The organism is uncultured Paraglaciecola sp., from assembly GCF_913058035.1.
In the GTDB taxonomy this organism is placed as follows: Bacteria; Pseudomonadota; Gammaproteobacteria; order Enterobacterales; family Alteromonadaceae; genus Paraglaciecola.
In genome coordinates, this window is sequence record NZ_CAJXPA010000061.1 from 1 (window position 1) to 24496 (window position 24496).

Annotated in this window: 21 protein-coding genes; 18 read left to right on the forward strand and 3 right to left on the reverse strand. The window is 40.0% G+C overall.

All coding sequences use genetic code 11. The features are described from left to right. Positions 1–532 precede the first annotated feature (532 nt). A complete protein-coding gene (locus QZ562_RS09885) occupies positions 533–1312 on the forward strand; it encodes a SapC family protein (RefSeq protein ID WP_293759462.1) in 780 nt (259 codons plus the stop codon). Between the two features lie 127 nt (positions 1313–1439). Here the strand turns inward: QZ562_RS09885 and QZ562_RS09890 are convergent, their stop codons facing one another. From QZ562_RS09890 to QZ562_RS09900, 3 genes are all read right to left on the reverse strand, one after another. After that, positions 1440–2498 carry an aldose epimerase family protein gene (locus QZ562_RS09890; RefSeq protein ID WP_293759463.1) on the reverse strand — a complete coding sequence of 353 codons (1059 nt, stop codon included), beginning with the start codon at positions 2496–2498 and terminating at the stop codon, positions 1440–1442. Beyond that, positions 2495–3988 carry a glycerol kinase GlpK gene (gene glpK, locus QZ562_RS09895; protein WP_293759464.1) on the reverse strand — a complete coding sequence of 498 codons (1494 nt, stop codon included), beginning with the start codon at positions 3986–3988 and terminating at the stop codon, positions 2495–2497. Before glpK ends, QZ562_RS09890 begins: the two co-directional genes overlap by 4 nt. 377 nt (positions 3989–4365) lie before the next feature. Then, entirely contained in the window at positions 4366–4683 is a 318-nt protein-coding gene (locus QZ562_RS09900) for a hypothetical protein (RefSeq protein WP_293759465.1), read from the reverse strand. A gap of 725 nt (positions 4684–5408) precedes the next feature. Here QZ562_RS09900 and mraZ point away from each other — a divergent pair. The 17 genes from mraZ to QZ562_RS09985 all read left to right on the forward strand — a co-directional run. After that, positions 5409–5867: a division/cell wall cluster transcriptional repressor MraZ gene (gene mraZ, locus QZ562_RS09905; RefSeq protein WP_293759466.1), complete on the forward strand. Its 459-nt coding sequence runs from the start codon at positions 5409–5411 to the stop codon at positions 5865–5867. Then, complete coding sequence (gene rsmH, locus QZ562_RS09910; RefSeq protein ID WP_293759467.1) at positions 5867–6802, forward strand: 16S rRNA (cytosine(1402)-N(4))-methyltransferase RsmH; 936 nt, start codon at positions 5867–5869, stop codon at positions 6800–6802. The genes mraZ and rsmH overlap by 1 nt, the downstream gene beginning before the upstream one ends. Further along, the gene (ftsL, locus tag QZ562_RS09915; RefSeq protein ID WP_293759468.1) at positions 6799–7119 is read left to right on the forward strand and encodes a cell division protein FtsL; all 321 of its coding nucleotides are present in this window, start codon (positions 6799–6801) and stop codon (positions 7117–7119) included. Before rsmH ends, ftsL begins: the two co-directional genes overlap by 4 nt. Then, positions 7116–8954, forward strand: a complete 1839-nt coding sequence (locus tag QZ562_RS09920) for a penicillin-binding transpeptidase domain-containing protein (RefSeq protein WP_293759469.1) — start codon at positions 7116–7118, stop codon at positions 8952–8954. The genes ftsL and QZ562_RS09920 overlap by 4 nt, the downstream gene beginning before the upstream one ends. Further along, entirely contained in the window at positions 8944–10506 is a 1563-nt protein-coding gene (murE, locus tag QZ562_RS09925) for a UDP-N-acetylmuramoyl-L-alanyl-D-glutamate--2,6-diaminopimelate ligase (RefSeq protein ID WP_293759471.1), read from the forward strand. The genes QZ562_RS09920 and murE overlap by 11 nt, the downstream gene beginning before the upstream one ends. Then, positions 10503–11912: a UDP-N-acetylmuramoyl-tripeptide--D-alanyl-D-alanine ligase gene (murF, locus tag QZ562_RS09930; protein WP_293759473.1), complete on the forward strand. Its 1410-nt coding sequence runs from the start codon at positions 10503–10505 to the stop codon at positions 11910–11912. The genes murE and murF overlap by 4 nt, the downstream gene beginning before the upstream one ends. Further along, on the forward strand, positions 11906–12988 hold the full coding sequence (gene mraY / locus QZ562_RS09935) for a phospho-N-acetylmuramoyl-pentapeptide-transferase (RefSeq protein ID WP_293759475.1): 1083 nt from the start codon (positions 11906–11908) through the stop codon (positions 12986–12988). Before murF ends, mraY begins: the two co-directional genes overlap by 7 nt. Before the next feature lie 15 nt (positions 12989–13003). After that, positions 13004–14311: a UDP-N-acetylmuramoyl-L-alanine--D-glutamate ligase gene (gene murD / locus QZ562_RS09940; protein WP_293759477.1), complete on the forward strand. Its 1308-nt coding sequence runs from the start codon at positions 13004–13006 to the stop codon at positions 14309–14311. Further along, positions 14308–15648 (forward strand): cell division protein FtsW, encoded by a 1341-nt coding sequence (ftsW, locus tag QZ562_RS09945; protein WP_293759479.1) that lies wholly within the window; start codon positions 14308–14310, stop codon positions 15646–15648. The genes murD and ftsW overlap by 4 nt, the downstream gene beginning before the upstream one ends. Next, the gene (murG, locus tag QZ562_RS09950) at positions 15641–16729 is read left to right on the forward strand and encodes an undecaprenyldiphospho-muramoylpentapeptide beta-N-acetylglucosaminyltransferase (RefSeq protein ID WP_293759481.1); all 1089 of its coding nucleotides are present in this window, start codon (positions 15641–15643) and stop codon (positions 16727–16729) included. The genes ftsW and murG overlap by 8 nt, the downstream gene beginning before the upstream one ends. Next, positions 16726–18180 (forward strand): UDP-N-acetylmuramate--L-alanine ligase, encoded by a 1455-nt coding sequence (murC, locus tag QZ562_RS09955; protein ID WP_293759483.1) that lies wholly within the window; start codon positions 16726–16728, stop codon positions 18178–18180. Before murG ends, murC begins: the two co-directional genes overlap by 4 nt. Continuing rightward, the gene (locus QZ562_RS09960; protein ID WP_293759485.1) at positions 18177–19157 is read left to right on the forward strand and encodes a D-alanine--D-alanine ligase; all 981 of its coding nucleotides are present in this window, start codon (positions 18177–18179) and stop codon (positions 19155–19157) included. Before murC ends, QZ562_RS09960 begins: the two co-directional genes overlap by 4 nt. After that, positions 19154–19912 carry a cell division protein FtsQ/DivIB gene (locus tag QZ562_RS09965; protein ID WP_293759487.1) on the forward strand — a complete coding sequence of 253 codons (759 nt, stop codon included), beginning with the start codon at positions 19154–19156 and terminating at the stop codon, positions 19910–19912. Before QZ562_RS09960 ends, QZ562_RS09965 begins: the two co-directional genes overlap by 4 nt. A 95-nt stretch (positions 19913–20007) precedes the next feature. Then, a complete protein-coding gene (gene ftsA / locus QZ562_RS09970) occupies positions 20008–21237 on the forward strand; it encodes a cell division protein FtsA (RefSeq protein ID WP_293759489.1) in 1230 nt (409 codons plus the stop codon). A 98-nt stretch (positions 21238–21335) separates the two neighbouring features. Further along, positions 21336–22511, forward strand: coding sequence for a cell division protein FtsZ (ftsZ, locus tag QZ562_RS09975; protein WP_293759491.1), 1176 nt, complete (start codon positions 21336–21338; stop codon positions 22509–22511). A 151-nt stretch (positions 22512–22662) separates the two neighbouring features. Further along, a complete protein-coding gene (gene lpxC / locus QZ562_RS09980; RefSeq protein WP_293759493.1) occupies positions 22663–23577 on the forward strand; it encodes a UDP-3-O-acyl-N-acetylglucosamine deacetylase in 915 nt (304 codons plus the stop codon). A gap of 283 nt (positions 23578–23860) precedes the next feature. Continuing rightward, positions 23861–24496, forward strand: a 636-nt coding sequence (locus QZ562_RS09985; RefSeq protein ID WP_293759495.1) for a M23 family peptidase, incomplete at its 3' end; no start/stop codon positions are given.

Consider the following 24496-nt stretch of genomic DNA (forward strand, 5'->3'; position numbering starts at 1 on the left):
AGAATATATTGATACAGTGAGCTGATGTAAATGTGCAGAGGTTTGTATTAACTTTGATACCAATTTTCTTGGTTAATAGAAACGTTTAATCTGTGTATTATGTTTTTTGTAAGCGGCTCAAATAATATTGGCTTTGGGCCGCTATCCTTAATCCTTCGGTCAAACAACACTGAAAATGGTTGGCCATTATTAGCATTGTCTGTGTTCTTAATAGAATAGTTGTATTTTAATTGGAAAATTTAGAATGTTTTTTAGTGCTTTTTTATGTCTGAATCTGTGTTTATCTGATAATTTTGTGTCCTACCTAATGCTAATTAATGGATGAAATTAAGCCCTAATAATTTTTCAATATTTATTTTTTTCATCAGCAAAACTACACACATTAAGCTAAACATTTACAAATAAGTCACAATTCCAGTGTTTTTGGCTTGTAAAAACCTTAATAATCCCCAATTATATGGCTATGTCGGCTATTAAAATCAAGACGGCTCATAAAAACCGCTTCTTTCTAAGATAATCAGAGAACCTTTTAATGACAATGAATTACATCCCCCTTGATAAGAACAATCATAAAGATTTACACGTAAAGATAAGTAATGATTTCGCTCATGCTAAAGACACACACTTAGCAGCAGCGTCACTGCGTGAATACGCTCAAATCGCCGGCTGTATGCCAATCATCTTCATCAAAGATCCCAAAAGTTCCACCACACACAGTGTTGCAATGCTAGGTATTGAGCAAGGTGTTAACTTGTTTATGCAAGAAGATAAATGGTCTGGCCATGTTGTACCGCTTAATGTTCAACGTTATCCATTTGATGTGCGCCCTGATGGTGACAAATTGGGTGTGTTTATTGATGAAAATTCCGACCTGGTAGGGAAAGAAGGCGAGCCACTTTTCACAGAAGGCGTACCGAGTCCTTTTCTAGAAAACCGACAGAAATTATTGTCTGAATTAGCTAATAGTGAAATGGCTACACGGGATTTTGTTAAGAAACTTGAAGACTTAGGTTTACTTGATTCAATTGTTATTCGTGCACAATACACAAGTGGTCAACAACGTAATATCAACGGTATGCAAACTATCAGTGAGAAACGTCTTCAAGGGTTAGATGCTGATACTGTGGCTGAATTACATAAAACTGGCTATCTAGGTGCAATCTATGCAGTGTTGATGTCTCTTGGGCAATTGAACCGTTTGGTGCAGTTAACACAATCGGGTGATAACCCCGTTAAATCTTTACAGCTTCAACCTGAAGAGCCTGCAGCAAAGACGAATCCAGAAGACACCTCTCCAGAAGCTAAAGTGTAATCATTTTAAAGAATTAAAATAATTTAACGAATGCGAAAAAAGCCCGTTACAGTTACATTGTAGCGGGCTTTTTTTCGTATTCGGCATCTTGTAGGCAAGACATTAAACAATAGGACTATATAAAAGATTAAAACAACACTTCATACACAGTGATAGCATAAAAATTTTCATTTTTTTCTAAAGTAGCACTTGGGAAATATGGTTGATTAGGTGTGTCAGGGTAAAACTGAGTTTCAAAACACACGCCCTGTTGCGCTTGGTAATCAGTGTTATTTTTACCTTTTTTATTAACGAAGTGATTAGCAGTAAAAACTTGCATACCTGGCATACTGGTATAAATTTTTAAATTAATAGCAGTATCTATGGCTACTGCTTTGCCTACGTAAGTCGCTACTTTTGAGTGTGGAATATAAGAGTCTAAACACAAGTTGTGATCCAAACCGTTGCCATATTCAATCTGTTGATGGTCTGAACTAAGTGGCTGACTGATCGCAGTCATAGACCTAAGATCAAAAGGGGTATCGTCTACCTTGGCAATCTCGCCAGTAGGAATAGCATTTTTGTCAGTTGGAGTGTAATAACTGGCTAATATTTGAACTTCATGGGCTTTGACCGATCCGCTGTTATGACCTGACAAATTGAAGTAACTGTGATTAGTAGGGTTGTATAATGTGATTTGATCGGTAGTAGCAAAGTATTCTATTTTTAAGGAGTTTTGCTCAGTTAACGTATAAATTACTTTAACTGAGAGCGTGCCAGGAAAACCTTGATCGTCATTAGGACTTGATAGTTGCAACATAATTGACGGATTATCACCGCTAGATAACACCGTGCTTTTCCACACTTTCTTGTTGAACCCATTATTACCACCATGGAGACAGTTATCGCCTAGATTGATATCAGTTTGATAGTCGATACCTTTTAAATTAAATTTTCCCTTGCTAATTCGGTTCGAATACCTACCTATCAAAGCCCCTAAATAACTGTCATCAGATAAATAATCATCTACTGTATCAAAGCCTAAAACAATATCAGTATGTTTATCTTTATCTTTTGGTATTAACCAGCGACGAATAATCCCGCCAAGATTAAGAATTTCTACACTGACATTATGACTATTGGTTAGGCAAAATTGTTTGACTAATTCACCATCTGGCATTTTTCCAAATGATGTTTGGTCCATCATGGCTTAAACCCCAAGGTGCTTTGAATAGCACTCGCCCAACCCCTAAGCAGTTTTTGTCGTTTGATTACGTCCATTTGTGGCTCAAAGTGACTATCAATTTTATTCATGCTAGTTAGTTCGGTGATTGATTGATAGATGCCTACTTGTAAACCTGCTAAATAAGCGGCGCCTAATGCTGTGGTTTCCATGACTTTTGGGCGCTCTACTGTCACATTGAGTACACCAGCCAAAAATTGACAAACCCAGCTATTTGCTACCATACCGCCATCTACCCTCAATTTTTCTGGACTGACACCATCTTCACTCATAGCCTTAAGTAAGTCAGAGGTTTGCAAACACACAGATTCAAGTGCGGCACGTGCCAAATGTGCACTGCTGGTAGCACGAGTTAAGCCAAATATAGCCCCTCTGGCATCAGGTGCCCAATAGGGTGTGCCTAACCCTGCAAAAGCAGGTACTAAAAACACGCCATGGTCGTCGGGTATACTTCTAGCCATGGCTTCGGTCTCGGACGCATTTTCAATAATTTTTAAGCCATCTCTAAGCCATTGCACTGCCGCCCCAGCGATAAATATTGAGCCTTCTAAGGCATAATGAGTTTGACCTTTGATAGTATAAGCGACAGTCGTAAGTAATTTGTTTTTGGATACTAGCGCTTTTTCACCAGTATTCAATAGCACAAAACAACCGGTGCCATAAGTGCTTTTGATATCACCTTGATTAAAGCAACATTGACCAATACTTGCTGCTTGTTGATCACCTGCTACACCTGCTATTGGTATAGAGTAGCTAAATAATCCTTCCAGAGTGGAACCAAAATCATCAGCGCATTCTTTTACCTCAGGTAACATCGACTTGGGTACATCAAATATATCGAGTAAGGTCTGATCCCAACATAAACTATGAATGTTGAATAAATTGGTACGACTGGCATTCGTGACGTCAGTTGCATGCACTTTGCCACCCGTTAAACGCCAAATAAGAAAACTGTCTACTGTGCCAAAAGCTAACTCGTTAGCTTCAGCTTTTTGCCTTGCACCTTCAACATTATCTAAAATCCAAGTAATCTTCGATGCAGAAAAATAAGGATCAAGTAATAACCCCGTGCGTTCTTGTACAGCCGTTAAATGCCCTGCACCTTGTAATGTTCTGCATTGTTCAGCTGTGCGTCTGTCTTGCCATACTATGGCGTTGTAAATTGTCTTGCCGGTTTTTTTATCCCATACTAAAGTGGTTTCTCTTTGATTAGTGACACCAATAGCAGCGATTGTTGCACCTTTCTCAGTGGCTTGAGCAATCGCTTGCTTACATACGTTGAGTGTTGTTGACCAAATATCTTCTGGGTCATGTTCGACCCAACCATCATTGGGATAATGTTGGGTAAATTCTTGTTGTGTTGAAGCAACAATACTCGAATCTGGAGCAAAAACTATGGCTCTGCTAGAGGTAGTACCTTGGTCAATAGATAGAATGCAGTTTTCTAGCGGCATTTGATATTCCTTTGGGTGTATAAACAGAAAAACAATTATTTCAGATGCTTAATTATTAGATAACATCTTTTTTACAATATGTGTTGAGTATAATATTTTTAGGCTGAGATCATAACCAGTTATATGAATTGACATTGAAACAGGTATTGAGGACTTGTAATTTAGACAATGATTTATCTAGACGTTGTGTTCGCAAAGATTGATATAGCGCTGAAAACTTATTGAGTAGAAATTAGGAGTGATTGGGGTTATATAAATTGAGTATTTAAAACTAGGCTGAAAAATCGTGTTGGCCTATTAAGTAAATTATAATTGAGTTGTGAAAACTAGCAATGATTGAAAATAAGAAAAATTGTATTGCTAGCATCAAGCGCTTCTTATATTTTAAATTTATCTGTCCGTAAAACAATATGATATGGAAATAACCACAGCATAAAAGCAAAACCTAGAACCCAAATTAAATCTATACTTTTAAGTAATAATGAATGATTATTTTCTAGTAAGGAGTTGAAAGAAACATTAATCAGTTCTTCCGCATTAGCCTCTATTTTTTGGTTTTCTACTAAAACTGAAATTTGTGATGCTAAATGTCTATCAATTTTAAAATTAGATTCTAGTGTTGTCTCAATATGATAAGAGAAAAACATGATCATTACTCCAATCATTGATGGGATAAATAGTTTTAACTTGCTCATACAACACCTTTTATGGCTAAAAATGCAAATTGGTACTACTAAAACTTCTTGATGTAGCAGTAATATAAGTAAGTTTTATACAATAAATTAAAGCAAACTACCAGAGGTGGTTAATTTAGCAGCACTTTTTTTAAACTTCAATTTTAAGCGTCAATTTGTACATTACTTCTCTAAGATGAAAATACATCCATCTAAAATTCTAAGCAACTTTATATAATATCAATAAAAAACACCATGCTTGTGTTGATTTTGAAACTTATTAAAGATACCTGTTTGGTTGTCAATAGTCTTATAAAACTGCCCATATGAAATACTTATATCAATCATTTGTGGCCTAACTTTATATTTATGTAGACAGTTAGTGGGTCTGTTTTATGCAATAAAAAGACATAAACGAGGACTTCCTTGTTCACAGTGTTTTCTATTAGTAACGTTAAGCTTATTATTTTTACCGTTACTAAATTGCGCCAGTTTGTAGGTTTTTCCCACTAATTCAGACACTTCTATGAATCCAATGATGACGAGGCCTAGAAACCGATCGAATCGAAGTTTTAGTCCTTGACATGATAGACAGGTGGTACCTAAACTAGAAGTCGTGGGTTAAAGTGGCATAAAGTGGATCTAACTGATCATTTAAACCCAAAGAAGTAATGATATTTAGGTTTGCTAGGTATTTTTACTGATTAATTCTCGAAATATAAAAATAAAAAAAGGGTAGTGAAATAATGTTCCGCGGCGCTAATGCAATCAATCTAGATGTTAAAGGTCGAGTAACTATACCTACTAGGTATAGACAGTCCTTGTTGGATGATTGCAAGGGACAACTAGTTTGTACTATCGACACACAACAACCTTGTTTGTTGCTTTACCCACTTCCCGAGTGGGAAGAAATTGAACTCAAATTAAGTCGTCTTTCAAGCATGAATCAACACGAGCGAAGATTACAACGTTTATTGTTAGGGTATGCCAGTGAGGGAGATATGGACAAAAATGGTCGGTTTTTATTAAGTTCACCCTTGCGTCAGCATGCCAAGCTCGAAAAACAAATTATGTTAGTTGGCCAGTTCAACAAGTTTGAAATCTGGGATGCAGATGTATGGCAACAACAAATTTGTTTAGATGTAGCGACTGAACAAGAAGCTAACTTTGAATTGACTGAACGACTTCAGGATTTCTCATTATAATGGAAAACGATTTTTCACATCTTTCTGTACTGCTAAATGAGTCTATCGACGGCTTAGCCATCAAGCCTGATGGCATTTATATGGATGCGACTTTTGGACGTGGCGGTCACTCTAGACAAATATTAAAAGCCTTATCACCTGACGGCCAGCTAATCGCTATTGATCGTGATCTTAGTGCTATTGAGGCAGCTAAATCCTTTGCAGATGACCCACGATTTTCAATTCATCATAGACCTTTTTCTGAATTACAGGCGGTAGCTGAAGAGCTAGGCTTGATAGGCAAAATCGACGGTATTTTGATGGATCTTGGTGTGTCTTCACCACAGCTTGATGAAGCTGACCGCGGTTTTAGTTTTATGCGTAATGGCCCTCTAGATATGCGCATGGACACAACCAGAGGGTTAAGTGCTGCCCAGTGGCTAGCGGTAGCTGAAGAACAGGATATCACCCAAGTTATCAAAGAATTTGGTGAGGAAAAGTTTGGGAAACGTATAGCGCACGGTATTGTTAATGCGCGTCAAATTACGCCCATCACTGAGACGGCTCAACTGGCTGAGATTATTGATTTAGCTGTGCCGGTTAAAGATAAATATAAGCATCCTGCTACCCGCAGCTTCCAAGCCATACGTATATATGTAAACAGCGAACTAGACGAAATAAAAACGGGTTTAAAAGCTGCTTTGAATACTTTGTCGCCTCAAGGCCGTTTAGCTGTCATTAGTTTTCACTCCTTAGAAGACCGCCTAGTAAAACGTTTTGTAAGAGAGCAAAGCCGAGGTTTAAACGTACCCCATGGTATGCCGATTTTGCAGGTAGAAATAGACGCAGCAAAAGCAATGAAACCTATTGGCAAAGCAATAAAGCCAACAGCTGCTGAAATACAGCAAAATGTACGTTCACGAAGCTCAGTGTTAAGGGTAGCTGAAAAGTTATGAGTGGCAGCAACACTAACTTTAATCTATTCAGTTTTGTAGCTGCTGACTTAACCCGCCATCCAGTGCGGGTTTTGTTGTTTCTAGCACTATTGGTTAGCGCTGGGTTAGTTATTCTCAGTGCCCACCATAATAGGCGAATGTCTATTGCTATCGAAAGCTTAATGCAAGAGAAAGATCAGCTAGATGTTGAGTGGCGACATTTAGTACTCGAACAAAGTGCTTTAACTGAACATAACCGTATCGAGGCACTCGTTACAAGTCAGCTTGGTATGCACCGTCCCTTACCCGGTGACGAAGTAGTAGTGAGGATAAAATGAGTCGAGTCAGCACTAATACAAAAAATAAAAATAGGACTAATCAAGCGAAAGTAAATAGTAATCCAAGTACTTCACATTGGCGATTTGTTGTGGTGGTAGGAGGTATTATATTAGTTTTTGTTGGTTTGAGTATTCGTGCTGCATATATTCAAGTTGTATCACCTGATTTGTTAATAAAGCGTGGCGACAACCGCACCTTGCGAACCCGCGATAACCCTCTGCATCGAGGCTTGATTGTTGACCGAAATGGTCAGCAATTGGCAGTAAGTGTGCCAGTTCGAGCAATCTGGGCTGATCCTAAAGCTATTGCTCAATCCATAAAAGAAGCAGAAGAAAATGCAAAGCAAGACCCTAGTTTTGATTTAAAAGCTAAGCAATACGAAGTCAGTAAACGCTGGCAGGCGTTGGCCGAAGTACTAGGTCAGAATTTAGATGAGCTCAAAGAAAAAGTCAGTAACCCAGAAAAACGTTTTGTGTACGTGCAACGCCAGGTTTCTCATGCGATGGCCGAATATGTGGAAGAACTTAAGCTAACCGGGATCTATCTTCGTGATGAATCAAGACGTTATTATCCAAGCGGTGAGGTATCAGCCCACGTTGTTGGCTTCACAAACGTTGATGACGCAGGCATAGAAGGTGTCGAAAAACTGTATAATAAATGGCTGGCTGGTGCACAAGGTTCTCGAAAAATTCGTCGTGACGGAAAAGGAAGAATGGTCGAACTAATCGAGTTCGAAGAAGGTAAAAAACCTCAAAACATTAAATTAACTATTGATCAGCGCATTCAAGCTTTGGCTTATAAAGAACTTAAACAAGCGGTTCAATATTATAAGGCGACATCTGGTTCGGCTGTAGTTGTAGCAGTAAATACAGGTGAAATTCTAGCTTTGGTAAATAGTCCATCTTTTAATCCAAATAATAGAGCCGGTGTATCTGCGCATAGAATTCGAAATCGAGCAGTAACTGATGCATACGAACCCGGTTCCTCAGTCAAACCCTTGGCGGTGTTAAGTGCCTTAGAATTTGGCTCTGCTCAAGCAGATTCTTTGATTGATACTTCACCGGGGTGGATGCACTTAGGTGGTAATATAGTCAGAGATCCTAGAAATTACGGTGAAATTGATTTAACTGACATTATTCGTAAATCAAGCAATATGGGTATCTCAAAATTAGCCTTGTCAGTACCTAAAGAATTTTTTTTGGATATGTACTATAACGTTGGCTTAATGAGTGACAGTGGCGCTAACTTGCTTGGCGAAACTAACGGCATATTTAACGAGAGTGCTCGTTGGTCTGACTTTGAATTATCTACCTTGTCTTTTGGCTACGGTATTTCGGTCACTGCTTTGCAACTTGCTCGCATGTACAGCATTTTAGGTGACGGTGGTATACGTCGCCCATTAAGTATTATTAAAACCGCCACGCCAGTTGAAAGTGAGCGCGTTATTAGTGCGCAATCAACACAACAAATATTGCATATGATGGAAAGTGTGACTGCACAAGATGGTTCAGCAGAACAAGCTCAAGTTCCAGGTTACAGAGTTGCAGGAAAAACAGGTACTAGTCGCAAGGCAGTAGCTAATGGTTACGGTGAAGAATATGTCAATATTTTTGCTGGTGTTGCTCCAGTTTCTGATCCTCAATTGGCTGTGGTTATCTTAATTAATGAGCCTAAAGGTGAGCTTTATTATGCAGGACAAACGGCAGCCCCAGTTTTTTCTAAAATCATGGCTGCCAGTTTACAAATGTTAAATGTGCCACCTGATGATAAGACTGTTTCGTCATTGGCAGGATCCGTTGTTGAAGTTGACAAGGAGGTACAAAATGCAGGCTGATTTAGTAAGTATTAATAAACAATTTCCCCAAGCGTTTGATCAGAGTCTAAAACCCCTATTAGCTCACTTTGGCATCGATGCACCAGATATCATGATCAGCGGCTTAGTCTTAGACAGCAGAGACGTTGCCATTCACAAAGCCTTCATTGCTATTGGCGGACATGCACTGGATGGGCGTGATTTCATCCCGCAAGCGGTCAGTCTTGGTGCCAAAGTGATAGTCGCGCAGTGTGACGATATAGCTGTTCATGGTCATGTAGAAATGCGCGAACAAAGCATCATTATATCTTTTTACCAACTACTTGAGAAATTATCAGAATTGGCTGGACACTTTTATCAGTTCCCGGCTAATTCAATGTCCATGGTGGCCGTGACTGGCACGAATGGTAAAACTTCTACAGTACAGTTAGCTAGTCAATTAGCAGCTTTGATGGGAGACAAATCGGCTTATATTGGCACGTTAGGTGCTGGCATGTATTCATCAAATTCTGACAATCAGCCTTTAAACAACACAATTAATACCACCCCAGATGCCATAAGTATGCAGCGTTTGCTGGCAGAGTTTGTTGCTGAAGGGTCATGTCAAGTTGCGTTAGAGGCATCGTCCCATGCCCTGGTACAACATCGAATTAAAGCCGTCAAAATTGATATTGCAATCTTTACTAATTTAAGCCGTGACCATCTCGATTATCATGGGTCAATGGCTGAATATGCGGCAGCAAAAAGGTTTTTGTTGTGTCAACCCGAATTAGCTTATGTTGTTCTTAATGTTAATGATTCTGAACATAAAAATTGGTTAGCAAACGTTCCTAAAACAAGTTTCGTCGTGCTGTATGGGCACAATACAAGTAAAGTCGATATCCCCAGTGGCTTTAAATACTGTTTGGCAAATAATGTTCGATATACCGCTGAAGGAATCGCACTCTCTGTGCAATCTTCATGGGGAGACTGTGAACTGCGTCTATCGTTATTGGCAGAGTTCAATATCTCCAATGTTTTAGCCGCAATCTGTAGTCAATTATGTCTGGGTAAAAGTCTAAAACAGATTGCTTATATTGTACAAAAGCTTAGACCTGTCGCTGGGAGAATGGAGTTGTATAAACGTCAAGGTCACGCAACTATAGTGGTCGATTATGCTCATACTCCAGACGCTCTGGATAAAGCTTTGTTGGCTAGCAAGCAGCATTGCCATGGAAAATTATTTTGTGTGTTTGGATGTGGTGGTGACCGTGACGTGGGTAAACGCTCGTTGATGGGCGAAATTGCAGAACGATTATCAGACCAAGTTATTTTAACTGATGACAATGTGCGTAGTGAAAATCCACGAAATATTATCAATGATATTTTAGCAGGCTGTATAAATCCAGAGCGGGTTCTTATTGAGCATGATCGAAAAGCTGCGATTAAGACTGCAGCTGCTATGGCTTCAGCAGGCGACATGATATTAGTTGCGGGTAAGGGCCATGAAAACTACCAAGTTATTGGAAAACAAACGTTGGCGTATGATGAACGTCAATTCGTTGCACTTTTTCAAGAGGGGAAGAGCATATGATCCCGGTTACACTATCTTGGGTGGCAGAACAGATTAATGGGCAGCTAATAGCTCAGCAAACAAAACAATTGGTTATTGAAGGTGTCAGTACTGATACTAGGAGTATTTTGCCAACTGACTTATTTTTAGCATTAGAAGGCCCAAATTTTGATGGGCATAAGTTTGTTAAACAAGCAGAACAAAAAGGTGCTATTGCACTGATCCTGTCTCGTAAAGTTGAGACTCACCTCCCTTGTATTTTGGTTGAGGATACCACTTTAGCTTTAGGATTATTGGGAGCCGCGGTGAAAGCGAAAGTGGCACCTAAAACGGTGGCTATTACCGGTAGTAGCGGTAAAACAACTGTCAGAGAAATGACTGCAACCATCTTATCCCAACGTGGCGAAGTGTTGGCGACCAATGGTAATTTTAATAATGAACTGGGTGTGCCTATGACGTTACTCAGGTTAGAACAAAAACATGAGTTTGCAGTCATTGAAATGGGAGCCAATCATTTAGGTGAGATTGCTTATACAACTAATCTAGTTAAGCCAGATGTAGCAGCTATTATAAATGTCGCTGCAGCGCACCTAGAAGGTTTTGGAAGCTTGCTTGGGGTAGCCCGAGCAAAAAGTGAAATATTTCAAGGATTATCTGAACAAGAAGGTGTAGCAGTAGTAAACGCAGACAGTCAGTTTTCCAAATTTTGGTTGAGTAAACTTGACAACAACAACGTGCAAACCTTTTCCGTTGAAAAACAAGCGGATGTGTATGCACAGGATATTACTTTAGGCTTAGATGGTTGTGCGCAATTTGAACTCGTCACACCTAACGGATGCATCACGATTAACCTCTCGTTGCCTGGTGTACATAATGTGAGCAACGCTTTAGTGGCTGCATCTTTAGCATTAAAGGTTGGGGCAACACTTCAAGATGTTCGAGATGGTCTGCGTTTTACACCACATGTCTCAGGACGTCTTCAGGTCAAACAATTAACTATACAAGTGAAAATTATAGATGACACCTACAATGCAAATGTGGGTTCGGTGAATGCCGCAATCGATTTGTTGTCCAGCTTTGCGGGAAGAAAAATATTAGTACTGGGAGATATGGCTGAATTAGGTGAGAAAGCACGTTATTACCACGAACAAGTAGGTGAATATGCCAAACAAAAAGGTATAGACAAGCTATATACACTGGGTGTATTAAGCCAAAGTGCGAGTGACGTGTTTACTGAGCAAGGTCGCCATTTTAGTTGTTTAGAACAGATGGTTGAACACATTAATCAGCAATTATTACTTGAAAAATGTGATATCAGTATTTTAGTCAAAGGCTCTCGTAGTGCGCGTATGGAGTTAGTAGTTAAAGCGTTGGAGGAGTCTCCATTGGGAAAGTTTGAAAGGGTTAGGGAGCAATCACTATGCTGATTTGGTTGGCAGATTGGTTGCAGCAATTCGATACAAGCTTTCGAGTTTTTTCATATTTAACGTTAAGGGCTATTTTAAGCACTTTAACTGCTTTATTAATTGCGGTAATTATTGGTCCAAAAATGATCCGATGGTTGCAACGTATGCAGATTGGACAGACGATACGTGATGACGGTCCAGAATCACATTTAGCGAAATCAGGCACCCCCACCATGGGCGGTTTACTTATTTTGGCTGCTATTGTTTCCAGTGTTTTGTTGTGGAGCGATTTGACCAATAGGTACGTGTGGGTCACTTTATTTATTTTGGTAAGTTTCGGTGTTATAGGTTTTGTTGATGACTACCGGAAAGTTATTCGAAAAGATGCAAAAGGCTTAATTGCTCGTTGGAAGTATTTTTGGCAGTCCGTGATTGCTCTTACTGTAGCTATTTACTTGTATTCAAGCCAACAAAATCCAGCTGAAACAGCTTTGCTTGTTCCATTTTTTAAAGATGTAATGCCACAAATGGGCCTGCTATTTATGGTCGTTACCTATTTCGTTATTGTGGGCACAAGCAACGCAGTGAACCTGACTGATGGCCTAGATGGGCTCGCGATTGTGCCTGTTGTTCTGGTCGCAGGGGCTTTTGCCATATTTGCTTATGTGACAGGTAATATTAATTTTTCTGCTTATCTGCATATCCCTTATTTACCACTTACCAGCGAATTAGTCATTGTGTGCACGGCTATAGTTGGTGCTGGTTTAGGTTTTTTGTGGTTCAACACTTACCCTGCACAAGTGTTTATGGGTGATGTTGGTTCTTTGGCACTAGGTGGAACATTAGGAATACTGGCGGTGCTGGTTCGTCAAGAGATCGTTTTGTTTATTATGGGCGGTATTTTTGTGGTCGAAACCTTGTCGGTTATTTTGCAAGTTGGGTCTTTCAAATTACGTGGTAAACGTATTTTTAGAATGGCACCAATACATCATCACTATGAACTGAAAGGTTGGCCTGAACCGCGAGTTATTGTGCGATTTTGGATCATTTCATTGATGTTAGTATTAGTGGGATTAGCCACATTGAAATTGCGTTAAGGAAGATCAAAAAAAGTGAAAATGTTGAATTTAGCTAATAAAAATATCGTTGTAGTAGGAATGGGTCTTTCAGGACTGTCTTGCGTGCGTTTTTTATTAACTAAAGGCGCTAGAGTGATCGCGATGGATAGTCGCAGTGAATTAACACTTAGCTTAGACATCCCACTATTCCTAGGCGACTTTAATGTAAATAAGTTGATTCAAGCTGATTTAATCGTGTTAAGTCCAGGTGTCGATTTAAATACCCCAGCTATTAAAAAAGCGAGCGAGTCTGGGGTGCACGTGATAGGCGACATAGAGTTATTTGCGCAGTTTACCAGATGTCCTGTGATAGCAATTACCGGCTCTAACGGTAAATCAACCGTCACTCATTTAGTTGCTGATATGTGTAAAGCGGCAGGTAAAAAGGTATTGATGGGGGGAAACGTTGGGGTGCCTGCCTTAGACCTGTTGGAGCAATCAGCTGATGTTATTGTACTTGAATTATCCAGCTTTCAACTAGAAACTACTTTTTCCTTGATGCCACTTGTGGCGACTGTATTAAACATTACTGAAGATCATTTAGACCGTCACGGTGATTTGACAACCTATCACCAAATCAAACGCAAAGTGTATCAAAATTGCCAATTTATAGTCTGTAATAGAGATGACCTTTTGACTTATCCCGTTAGTAATAAGGTAACTATGAGTTTTGGACTATCTCAAAGTAGCACTGGCTTTTCTTGGGATAAAAACAACGCCATTATATTGTTAGACGGCAAACCTTTTTTAGATAGTAAAAGTTGTCTATTGGCTGGCGCCCATAACATGCTAAATATTCAAGCTGCCGCAGCTTTGGCTAAAGTATTCGGTATAGATGACCACAGTATTCGGCAAGGTGCGCGAAAATTCGGTGGCTTGCCACATAGATGCCAAACTATATCCATGCATAATGATGTACGCTGGATCAATGACTCTAAAGCGACCAACATTGGTGCTACCTTAGCAGCAATTAATGGTCTGGTTTCCAATCTTAAAGGTAAGCTGATTCTAATTGCTGGTGGCGATGGGAAAGGAGCAGATTTCTCTGTAATGGCAGAATGTTTAACTCATTCTGTTGATTTACTTATCACCCTAGGAAAAGATGGCGATAAAATCGCTAGTCTTCATTCAAATAATATAAAAGTACAGACCATTCAAGACGCGGTTCTAATGGCGTCTAAGCATAGTCAGGTAGGTGATATTGTTTTGCTTTCTCCAGCTTGTGCTAGTTTAGATATGTTTGTTAGCTATCAGCAAAGAGGCGAATATTTTACGCAAGCTGTTAAGGAACTAGCTGCATGAATACAATGATTGAAAATAAAGTCAGTACCCTAAAACAATTATTTGAGTCTAAGCATGATGGAACATCTGCGTTCATTAAAGCTGATCTTCAACCATATGATCACTCATTATTACTCTTAGCGATTGCTTTGTTATCGATTGGTTTAGTAGTCGTGACTTCAGCTTCAATGCCAGTTGCAGATAGGTTGTTTGGTAACCCATTTCATTTTGCTATTCGCCATGGTATTTATGTTTTGTTGGCAATGTTTACCGCCTTGATAGTGATGCAAATACCTATGCGATGGTGGCGCAAGACTAATGTTTGGTTATTGCTGTTAGCTGTGATTTTATTAATTACTGTATTGATATTAGGTCGAAGTGTTAATGGCAGTACTCGTTGGTTAGTGGTTGGGCCCATCACTATCCAAGCTGCAGAGCCTGCCAAGTTGTTTTTCTTTTGTTATTTGGCCGGATATCTAGTGCGCAGATATGAGGAGGTAACAGATAACATAAAAGGTTTTATTAAACCTCTAGTGGTATTTTTTGCCCTTGCTTTATTACTTCTGTTACAGCCGGACTTGGGCACAGTTGTTGTGATGCTGTTTACAACTATTGGTCTATTGTTTTTGGCCGGTGCTAAGCTTTGGCAGTTTTTCAGTTTAGCCATTGCTGGTTCTTTGGCGGTGGTATTACTCATCGTTTTTGAAGAATATAGAGTAAGACGTATTACCTCCTTCTTGGACCCATGGGCTGATCCATTTGGTAGCGGTTATCAGCTAACTCAATCATTGATGGCTTATGGTCGGGGTGATGTGTTTGGTCAAGGTCTGGGCAATAGTCTACAAAAGCTTGAATACTTACCAGAAGCTCATACTGATTTTATTATGGCTATTTTGGCCGAAGAATTAGGTTTTGCAGGCGTATTAACAGTATTGATTATCATGTTGGTTATTGTCATGAAAGCCATGGCAATGGGTAATTTAGCACTGCGTAAAGAGCGTCCTTTTGACGCTTATTTAGCTTACTCGATTGGTATATGGTTTAGTATACAAACAGCGGTCAATGTGGGGGCTAGTGCAGGTGTTCTTCCCACCAAAGGTCTCACTTTTCCGTTACTAAGCTACGGTGGGTCAAGTTTGATAGTTATGTCGGTGGCGGTGGCTATTTTAGTGCGCATCGACTTTGAAATGCGAGTCGATGGTATCCAAGCCATTAACAAATCAGGTACAGCTAGAGGTAAAAAAAGAGTATTAGTTAAAAAAGCTAAACAAGAAGTCAACATGGTTATTGAGGATGTTATTGAAGATGCGCACTTAGAGTCATCAATCAGTGCAAAAGCTGGAGGCATACATGACTAAACGAATACTTGTTATGGCGGGTGGTACTGGAGGGCATGTTTTCCCAGGCTTAGCTGTCGCTGCTGAACTGGCTGCACAAAACTGGCAAATTCATTGGTTGGGCACATCTGGTCGAATGGAAGCTAAAATAGTCCCACAAGCGGGTTATTCTATGAGTTTTATTGATGTAGTAGGTGTGCGTCAAAATGGTGTTGTGACTTTGCTATTGGCACCCTTTAAAATCATTAAAGCAATCATACAAGCGCATCAGGTGATTAAACAGTTTCAACCACATGTGGTGATTGGGATGGGTGGTTTTGCCAGTGGGCCTGGTGGGGTAGCAACTTGGTTAAATCGTTTGCCTTTGATTTTACATGAGCAAAATGCGGTGCCAGGGTTAACTAACAGACTGTTGTCTCGTATTGCTAAAAAGGTCTTAACTGGATTTGACAAAACCTTCCCAGAACAAGCATTAGACCGAAGTAATAAATATTCTTGGGTCGGTAACCCAGTGCGTCAAGAGTTTGCAAAGTTGCCGGCTAAAAGTAGCATTGATCTCCCGCTTAATCTTTTAATTGTTGGTGGCAGCTTGGGTGCGCAGGTACTAAACGAAACGGTACCGTTAGCACTAACGGATATGAAACAGATAAACGTTCGCCATCAAACTGGTGCAGGACACTTAGCCACTGTGCAACAGAATTATTCCCAACAAGTTATTGATCCAAATTCTTATCAAATCATCGAGTTTATTGATGATATGCCCGAAGCTTATGCTTGGGCCGATTTAATTATATGTAGAGCAGGTGCTTTAACTGTGGCAGAAGTCTCAGCGGCCGGTATAACAGCGATATTTGTACCCCTGCCGCATGCGGTAGATGACCATCAGACAAAAAATGCCCAAACTTTGGTTGATATACAAGCTGCATATTTATTACCTCAAAGTGAGCTGACAGCGCATAGATTGCAGATTTTACTGCAAGAACATGTGTTATCTCCAGAAACATTAATAGAGATGGGGAAACGCAGTAAAACCGTTGCCCGTTTTGATGCCGCTAAAGAAGTTGCGCAATGTTGTATTGAATTAAGTGAGCAAGCAGCATGAAGACAGATAATCCAACCCATTACCACGTTCCTGAAATGCGAAGGATCAAGCACATCCATTTTGTTGGTATTGGTGGCGCAGGTATGGGCGGTATTGCAGAGGTCTTACTTAACGAAGGTTATGCTATTTCCGGCTCTGATCGCCAAACAAACGGGATGACAGATAGGTTGCAGAGTTTGGGTGCGACCATCTATTTAGGGCATCTTGCGAGTAATATTGAATTAGCCAATGTAGTAGTGGTCTCAAGTGCAATTGACCATTCCAATCCAGAAATAAGCGCAGCAAATAGAAAACGTATTCCGGTCATACGTCGAGCAGAAATGCTAGCCGAATTGATGCGTTTTCGACATGGTATTGCCATTGCGGGCACGCATGGAAAAACTACAACGACTAGCTTAATTTCTACTATTTTTGCTGAGGCGAAACTTGATCCTACCTTTGTAATTGGCGGCTTATTAAATAGTGCGGGCACTAATGCCAGATTGGGTGATAGTCAATACCTCATAGCAGAAGCGGATGAAAGTGATGCGTCTTTCGTTCATTTGCAGCCTATGGTGTCTGTGGTAACAAATATCGAAGCTGATCATATGGAAACGTATCAAGGTGATTTCCAGAAGATGCAAGACACCTTCATTGATTTTCTGCATAACTTACCTTTTTATGGATTAGCTGTGCTGTGTATCGATGATCCGGTTATTAAAAAGCTGCTTCCGCGCATCGGTCGTCAATATGTAACTTACGGCGTGTCTGAACAAGCTGATGTTCGCGCTGTGGATATTAAATTAGGTTTTAACCAAAGCTTCTTTAATGTGTTGCGAGAAAACTTACCACCAATGGCTGTTACGGTTAATCTTCCTGGGCAACACAATGTACTGAATTCTTTGGCAGCTATAGCTGTCGCAAGTGATGAAGGGTTAGAAGACAAATATATAGTCAAAGCATTAGGTGAGTTTTCAGGTATTGGGCGTCGCTTTGAGTTTTTGGGCGACTATGCTACCTCCAAGGGGCAAGCTATTTTAGTCGATGATTACGGTCATCACCCAACAGAAGTTGCAGCAACAATAGCCGTGGCTAGAAACAACTGGCCAGATAGGCGATTAGTTATGGCTTATCAACCTCATCGTTTTACTCGGACACGAGACTTATATGAAGATTTTGTAAAAGTGTTGTCACAGGTTGATGTGCTGTTGTTGCTCGAAGTATATTCAGCCGGTGAAGAGGCAATTGATGGTGCAGATAGTCGTTCTTTGTGTCGCTCAATTCGTCAGCGTGGACAACTTGAACCCATTTACGTGTCGGATATGACTGAACTACCCAAGCTGTTAGCGGAAAGCCTTAATGACCAAGATATTATTATGACTCAAGGGGCAGGAAATATAGGTCAAATTGCCAAGTTTTTACAAAAAAACCAATTAGAACCGGCACTGTTAGCTAAAGGGTTAGAGCCATGAATGAGCAGCAGATAACGTCACCTAACTCTAATCTTTACTCTAATCCTAAAATCAATAATTTTGGGAAAGTCGCTGTTATGTTTGGCGGATCCTCTGCTGAAAGAGAAGTGTCTTTAAATTCAGGAAAAGCAGTATTGCGTGGACTGCTTAATTTGGGTGTAGATGCTCATCCTTTTGATCCTGCAGAGCGACCCTTAACTCAGTTATTAGCAGAAAAATTTGATTGTGTTGTCATCATGTTACATGGTCGGGGTGGTGAAGATGGTTCACTGCAAGGGGCTCTTCAGCAACTAAATTTACCTTATTCCGGATCGGGTGTACTTGGGTCTGCGCTATGTATGGACAAAATCCGCAGTAAACAGGTGTGGCAGTGTTTAGGATTACCTACAGCAAATTATAAAATAGCTGATAAAAGAAGCTTTGATGCGCGATCATGCGGGGCTATAATGTCAGCATTGGGGAACGAGGTAATGGTCAAACCTGCTCAGGAGGGTTCTAGCATAGGTATGGCTAAAGTAAATAATGCTCAACAACTTGAAACAGCTATTCAAGACGCATTTAAATATGATGACAAGGTCTTGATAGAGCAGTTTGTCCATGGCTCAGAATATACCGTTAGCATACTCAATGGCAGAACTTTACCATCCATCAGTATGTGTACTCCTCGGGATTTTTATGATTACACAGCAAAATACCAAGCGGATAGCACTGTGTATCGATGTCCTAGCGGTTTGGCTAATTCACTAGAAACTAAGCTGGGTGTATTAGCGCTTGAAGCTTACGAGGCCTTGGATGGTTCCGGTTGGGGTAGAATTGACTTTATGCAGGATAAGTTAGGACGTTTTTATTTATTAGAAGCTAATACCGTGCCGGGTATGACTGAAAAAAGCTTAGTACCATTGGCGGCAAAACAATCTGGAATGAGCTTTGATGAGTTGTCTTTAGCTGTACTTGAAACAACTAAGATGTGTAGATGAGTGAATTGCCAACATTAGGCAAACCACAGAAAGGTTCTGATTTTTATATTGGGGTTATGTTTTTTATTTGTTTGCTGATCTTGTTGGCCTACGGGGTATTCAAATTAAATGTCTGGTTGGAAGATGAACAGCAGGCACCAGTGCAAGATATTATTGTTTCGGGTGACAAAACATTTATTGATGTTCAACAAATACAGTTATTAATCAAACAATCACAGCCAGGTAGTTTTTTTGAGCTAGATGTTAATCAAACTCATCAAACAATTGAATCTTTGCCATGGGTATACAGAGCTTCAGTTAGAAAACGCTGGCCTAGTGGCTTAGAAATTTTTGTGGTTGAGCAACAGCCATCCGCTGTTTGGAATGACGATATGTTGCTTAATAAATATGGTGACGCATTTGATGCGCAGGTCAATAATGCTGACTTAGAACCTAAAATAATGTTGCCATATTTATACGGACCAGGTGGAAGTGAACAAATAGCATTGCAAGGTTACCGAAACATGCAGTCGTTATTAGAAACCACAAATTTGTATATTGTGGAAATGTTTTTAAGTGAGCGTTTTGCTTGGAATGTACAATTAAGCAATGGTATCAAGCTGAATTTAGGACGTACCGAATTTATTGATAGATTACAGCGATTTGTGGATTTATTACCACTTATTTCACAACAAAAAAGGCAAGTGGATTATGTTGATTTGCGTTACGACACAGGCCTAGCCGTAGGCTGGAAAAGCGCTGTTACAGCGACATAAAAAAGCGCATAAATAAAACCACCATAATAACTGCATAAGAAGAGATTAAATTAACGTGAGTGTGATGAGTGTGATAATTGTGAAAGTTGGGCAATATGTCTAAAGGCACAGAAAGAAAGCTAATTGTTGGCTTAGACATCGGTACCAGTAATGTAAAAGCCATAGTTGGCGAGCTTTTAGATGACAACTCTATTAGTATCGTGGGTGTTGGCTGTCATGCTTCCAAGGGTATGGATAAAGGAGGCGTAAATGACCTCAACCTTGTGGTTCAATCTGTTAAACGTGCCATACACGAAATGGAATTAATGGCAGACTGCAGTGTATCGTCTGTGTTCATGGCAATTTCGGGTCGTCATGTGAAATGTCAAAACGAAAGCGGCATGGTACCGATTAATAATCAGGAAGTGACCCAGGAAGATGTGGATAATGTAGTTCACGCAGCACGGTCTGTGCCTATTGCTGCTGAGCGCCGTTTGTTACATGTGCTACCTCAAGAATTCACTATTGATGTACAAGAGGGCATTAAAAATCCTATTGGCATGTCAGGCGTTAGAATGGAAGCAAAGGCACATATTATTACTTGTGCCGATGACATGGCCAAAAATTTGGTGAAATGTGTAGAACGTTGCGAGTTAACCGCTGATCAACTTATATTTTCGGCTCTGGCTTCAAGTTATGCCGTTTTAACCGATGATGAAAAAGAACTCGGTGTGTGCGTTGTTGATATCGGCGGTGGTACTATCGACATGGTTATCTACACTGATGGTGCCATTCGGCATACCGCGGTTATTCCTGCAGCAGGTAATCAAATTACCAGTGATATTGCGAAGATATTCCGGACACCTATTAGCCATGCAGAAGAGATTAAAATTAAACATGCTTGTGCTTTAAAAGACATGGTTAGCATGGAAGAAAATATTGAGGTACATAGTGTTGGTGGTAGGCCATCTAGAGCCATGTCTAGACATACATTGGCAGAGGTCATTGAGCCTCGCTATCAAGAATTGTTCGAACTGGTGCACGATGAAATTCGCGCCAGTGGATTAGAAGAACAAATTGCTGCAGGAATAGTATTAACAGGTGGCACAGCAAAAATGGAAGGAGCGGTAGAATTTGCGGAAGAAATTTTTCAAATGCCGGTTCGTGTAGGTGAGCCATTAGGAATGAAAGGTTTATCCGAGTATGTCGAAGGTGCAAAATTTGCGACAGCTGTAGGTTTACTGCAATACGGAAAAGAGCATGTCATCAGTCAGTTAGCTATGAAAAACAAGGCAAACGATGGCGTGTGGCAACAGATTCAAAGTTGGTTTAAGGGTGAGTTCTGAGTATTGGTGTCGACACACTTACTTTTAAGTAATAAAAAATTGGGCAGTGGGCAAGGACGTATACCTAGCTGCTTTTATGTAAAAACCGGAGAGTAAAAATGTTTGAGTTAATGGATAGTCATAGCGAAGAAGCGATAATTAAGGTTATTGGTGTTGGCGGTGGTGGAGGAAATGCAATCGAGCACATGGTGGCGCAAAATATTGAAGGTGTAGAATTTATCGCCATTAATACTGATGCTCAAGTGTTGCGTAGTTCTTCTGCGAACGTCACGTTACAAATTGGTTCTGGTGTAACAAAAGGTTTAGGTGCAGGCGCTAATCCAAATATCGGTCGACAAGCAGCAGAAGAAGACAGAGAAACCATACGTCAGGCCCTTGAAGGTGCAGATATGGTATTCATCACTGCCGGTATGGGTGGCGGCACAGGAACAGGTGCAGCTCCAGAAGTGGCAAAAATAGCCAAAGAATTAGGCATTTTAACCGTAGCAGTCGTGACTAAACCCTTTCCATTTGAAGGTAGAAAACGTACAGATTTTGCTGAGCAAGGTATTGAAGAATTGTCAAAATACGTCGATTCATTGATTACAATTCCAAATGAAAAATTACTTAAAGTGATGGGTAAAGGTACACCATTACTTAAAGCTTTTAGCGCCGCCAACGATATTTTAAGTGGTGCGGTGCAGGGTATTGCAGAACTGATTACGCGTCCTGGTTTGATCAACGTGGATTTCGCTGATGTACGTACCGTTATGTCAGAAATGGGAACCGCTATGATGGGACATGGAAGTGCGTCTGGTGAAGATCGTGCAGAAGAAGCTTCAGAAAGTGCTATTGCTTGTCCTCTTCTAGAAGATATCGATTTGTCTGGTGCTAGAGGTATTTTGGTCAATATTACTGCTGGTCCTGATTTCTCTATTGATGAATTTGAAACCGTAGGTAATGCTGTAAAAGCATTTGCATCTGAAAATGCGACTGTGGTTGTAGGTACTGTTATCGATATGGAAATGACTGATGAATTGCGCGTTACAGTCGTAGCAACGGGCATTGGTGCTGAAAAGAAACCAGATATTTCTTTAGTGTCTAACAGAACAAGCAAAGTAATTCCTGATAGCAATGAGTTTAAACTGCAGGCTAACGGAGGAGCGCATGCGATGCCGAGTGCTAATCAGATGCCAGAACCTTCAAAAGCGATTGAACGCGATGAAAAACCTGAACAAGGAAATGATTTGGAATATTTAGATATTCCCGCATTTTTGCGCAAACAGGCAGATTAGAATATTAAAGTGAATTATTTAGTAAAAAACATGTCTCATTGATGGTTTATATTAGTTGTACCATCTAACGTGACAGATTTTTGACAATGCTAATTATATTTAGTACTATGCGTGCCGCTTTTTATTCCATGGAGCTATTGAGCTAAAGGTTATGATTAAACAACGCACCATAAAACAATCTGTACAAGAGACAGGAATTGGTTTGCATAAAGGTGACAAGGTCACTATGACTCTCCGGCCAGCGCCAGCGAATACAGGCATTGTATTTCGACGCGTTGATCTTGAGCCTCATGCGGATATTCCTGCTCGCGCAGAAGCTGTAGGCGATACTATGTTATGTACATGCATAAGCAACGCTGACGGTGCGAAAATTTCAACAGTCGAACATTTAGCTTCCGCTTTAGCGGGTTTAGGCATAGACAACATATTTGTAGAAGTCGATAGTGACGAGCTGCCAATTATGGACGGCAGTGCGAGTCCATTTATATTTTTGCTGCAATCAGCAGGCATCGCAGAAATTAATGCCCCAAAAAAGTTTATTAAGATAAATAAATCTATTAGAGTCGAAGACGGTGATAAATGGGCTGAATTTCGCCCCCATGACGGTTTTAGGGTCGACTTTAGAATTGATTTTGACCACCCAGTTATCAGCCAAACTCGTCAACATATGGTGCTTGATTTTGATTCTACGTCTTATGTTGATGAAGTAAGCCGAGCTCGTACATTCGGCTTCATGAAAGATCTTGAATACATGAATTCACTCAATTTAGCACTGGGTGGAAGCATGGAAAATGCTGTAGCGTTAGACGAATACAGAGTCCTGAATCCTGAAGGACTGCGCTACGCTGATGAGTTTTTAAAGCACAAAATACTTGATGCAATCGGTGATTTATATCTATGCGGACACAGTATTATTGGTGAATTGGTGGCGTATAAAACTGGACATGGATTGAACAATAAATTGCTTAACGCATTATTGCAAAATAAAGAATGTTGGGAATTTATTTGTTATGACACACCAGAAGAAATGCCTATCTGTTTTGCATCAGCACTACTAACAAACTAATCCTTTTATTGGTTCAATTTAACTAGTCGAAAAATATTTTCGTAGTTATCAGCAATATTTGGTTCAGCTGTATGATACTCTGAATTATGAACAACAATTCTTGAATTTAACCATCTACACATTTGATTAAAGCTCGTCTACATTATTCCGAATGGGATGATGAAAACGTATAAAAAATCAACGGAATGAGCGACAGGTATACGCTGAAGAGCTGATAGTTTTTGTTTATGTGAATTAAAATTAACGTTGTATTGAGTCCATGTTGAAAAGGTAGTCAATAGAAATGAAATTAACGTTACTCTTTAGAAGTAATAAAGCGCGTTTTGTAATAAACATAAATAAACAAAAATTGCTGTTGGCATTGTTAGCTATTAGCGGCTTTTTTCTTGTTTCCAGCCGCTCAACCCATTCTCCAGAAGAAAACATTGCTAGGATCCAGTATGCTAAAACAGGTCTAGATGAACAGGCCAATGAAGTCAGTGTACTCAAAAGAAATACCGAGCAACGTATGACAGGTATAATGTTTAAGTTAGCGGATATGCAGAGTCAAGTTCTACGCTTAAATGTATTAGGGTCAAGGTTAGTTCAGCAAGCGAAGCTCAATCCTGCTGAATTCAGTTTTAATCAAATGCCTAGCATGGGTGGTCCTTTGAATAGCATCCCAGTTGAGTTTCAAGTAGAAGATGCGCTGCTGTCAAAGATGTCTAGCATGCTTGAAAAAATTCAGAGAAAAGCTCAAGAACTAAACGTACTTGAATCTATCATGTTAAGCCACCATATAAATCAAGAGAGTAGATTAGAGGGTAAACCTATATCTTCTGGGTGGTTATCTTCATACTACGGTATCCGTAAAGACCCATTTAATGGCTTGCCCGCCATGCACAAAGGACTCGATTTTGCTGGAAAAGAAGGTGAACCC

Coding starts and splice junctions, on each gene's coding strand:
- QZ562_RS09885 (WP_293759462.1), top strand. CDS start 533: ATGACAATGAATTACATCCCCCTTGATAAGAACAATCATAAAGATTTA.
- QZ562_RS09890 (WP_293759463.1), bottom strand. CDS start 2,498: ATGATGGACCAAACATCATTTGGAAAAATGCCAGATGGTGAATTAGTC.
- glpK (WP_293759464.1), bottom strand. CDS start 3,988: ATGCCGCTAGAAAACTGCATTCTATCTATTGACCAAGGTACTACCTCT.
- QZ562_RS09900 (WP_293759465.1), bottom strand. CDS start 4,683: ATGAGCAAGTTAAAACTATTTATCCCATCAATGATTGGAGTAATGATC.
- mraZ (WP_293759466.1), top strand. CDS start 5,409: ATGTTCCGCGGCGCTAATGCAATCAATCTAGATGTTAAAGGTCGAGTA.
- rsmH (WP_293759467.1), top strand. CDS start 5,867: ATGGAAAACGATTTTTCACATCTTTCTGTACTGCTAAATGAGTCTATC.
- ftsL (WP_293759468.1), top strand. CDS start 6,799: ATGAGTGGCAGCAACACTAACTTTAATCTATTCAGTTTTGTAGCTGCT.
- QZ562_RS09920 (WP_293759469.1), top strand. CDS start 7,116: ATGAGTCGAGTCAGCACTAATACAAAAAATAAAAATAGGACTAATCAA.
- murE (WP_293759471.1), top strand. CDS start 8,944: ATGCAGGCTGATTTAGTAAGTATTAATAAACAATTTCCCCAAGCGTTT.
- murF (WP_293759473.1), top strand. CDS start 10,503: ATGATCCCGGTTACACTATCTTGGGTGGCAGAACAGATTAATGGGCAG.
- mraY (WP_293759475.1), top strand. CDS start 11,906: ATGCTGATTTGGTTGGCAGATTGGTTGCAGCAATTCGATACAAGCTTT.
- ftsW (WP_293759479.1), top strand. CDS start 14,308: ATGAATACAATGATTGAAAATAAAGTCAGTACCCTAAAACAATTATTT.
- murG (WP_293759481.1), top strand. CDS start 15,641: ATGACTAAACGAATACTTGTTATGGCGGGTGGTACTGGAGGGCATGTT.
- murC (WP_293759483.1), top strand. CDS start 16,726: ATGAAGACAGATAATCCAACCCATTACCACGTTCCTGAAATGCGAAGG.
- QZ562_RS09960 (WP_293759485.1), top strand. CDS start 18,177: ATGAATGAGCAGCAGATAACGTCACCTAACTCTAATCTTTACTCTAAT.
- QZ562_RS09965 (WP_293759487.1), top strand. CDS start 19,154: ATGAGTGAATTGCCAACATTAGGCAAACCACAGAAAGGTTCTGATTTT.
- ftsA (WP_293759489.1), top strand. CDS start 20,008: ATGTCTAAAGGCACAGAAAGAAAGCTAATTGTTGGCTTAGACATCGGT.
- ftsZ (WP_293759491.1), top strand. CDS start 21,336: ATGTTTGAGTTAATGGATAGTCATAGCGAAGAAGCGATAATTAAGGTT.
- lpxC (WP_293759493.1), top strand. CDS start 22,663: ATGATTAAACAACGCACCATAAAACAATCTGTACAAGAGACAGGAATT.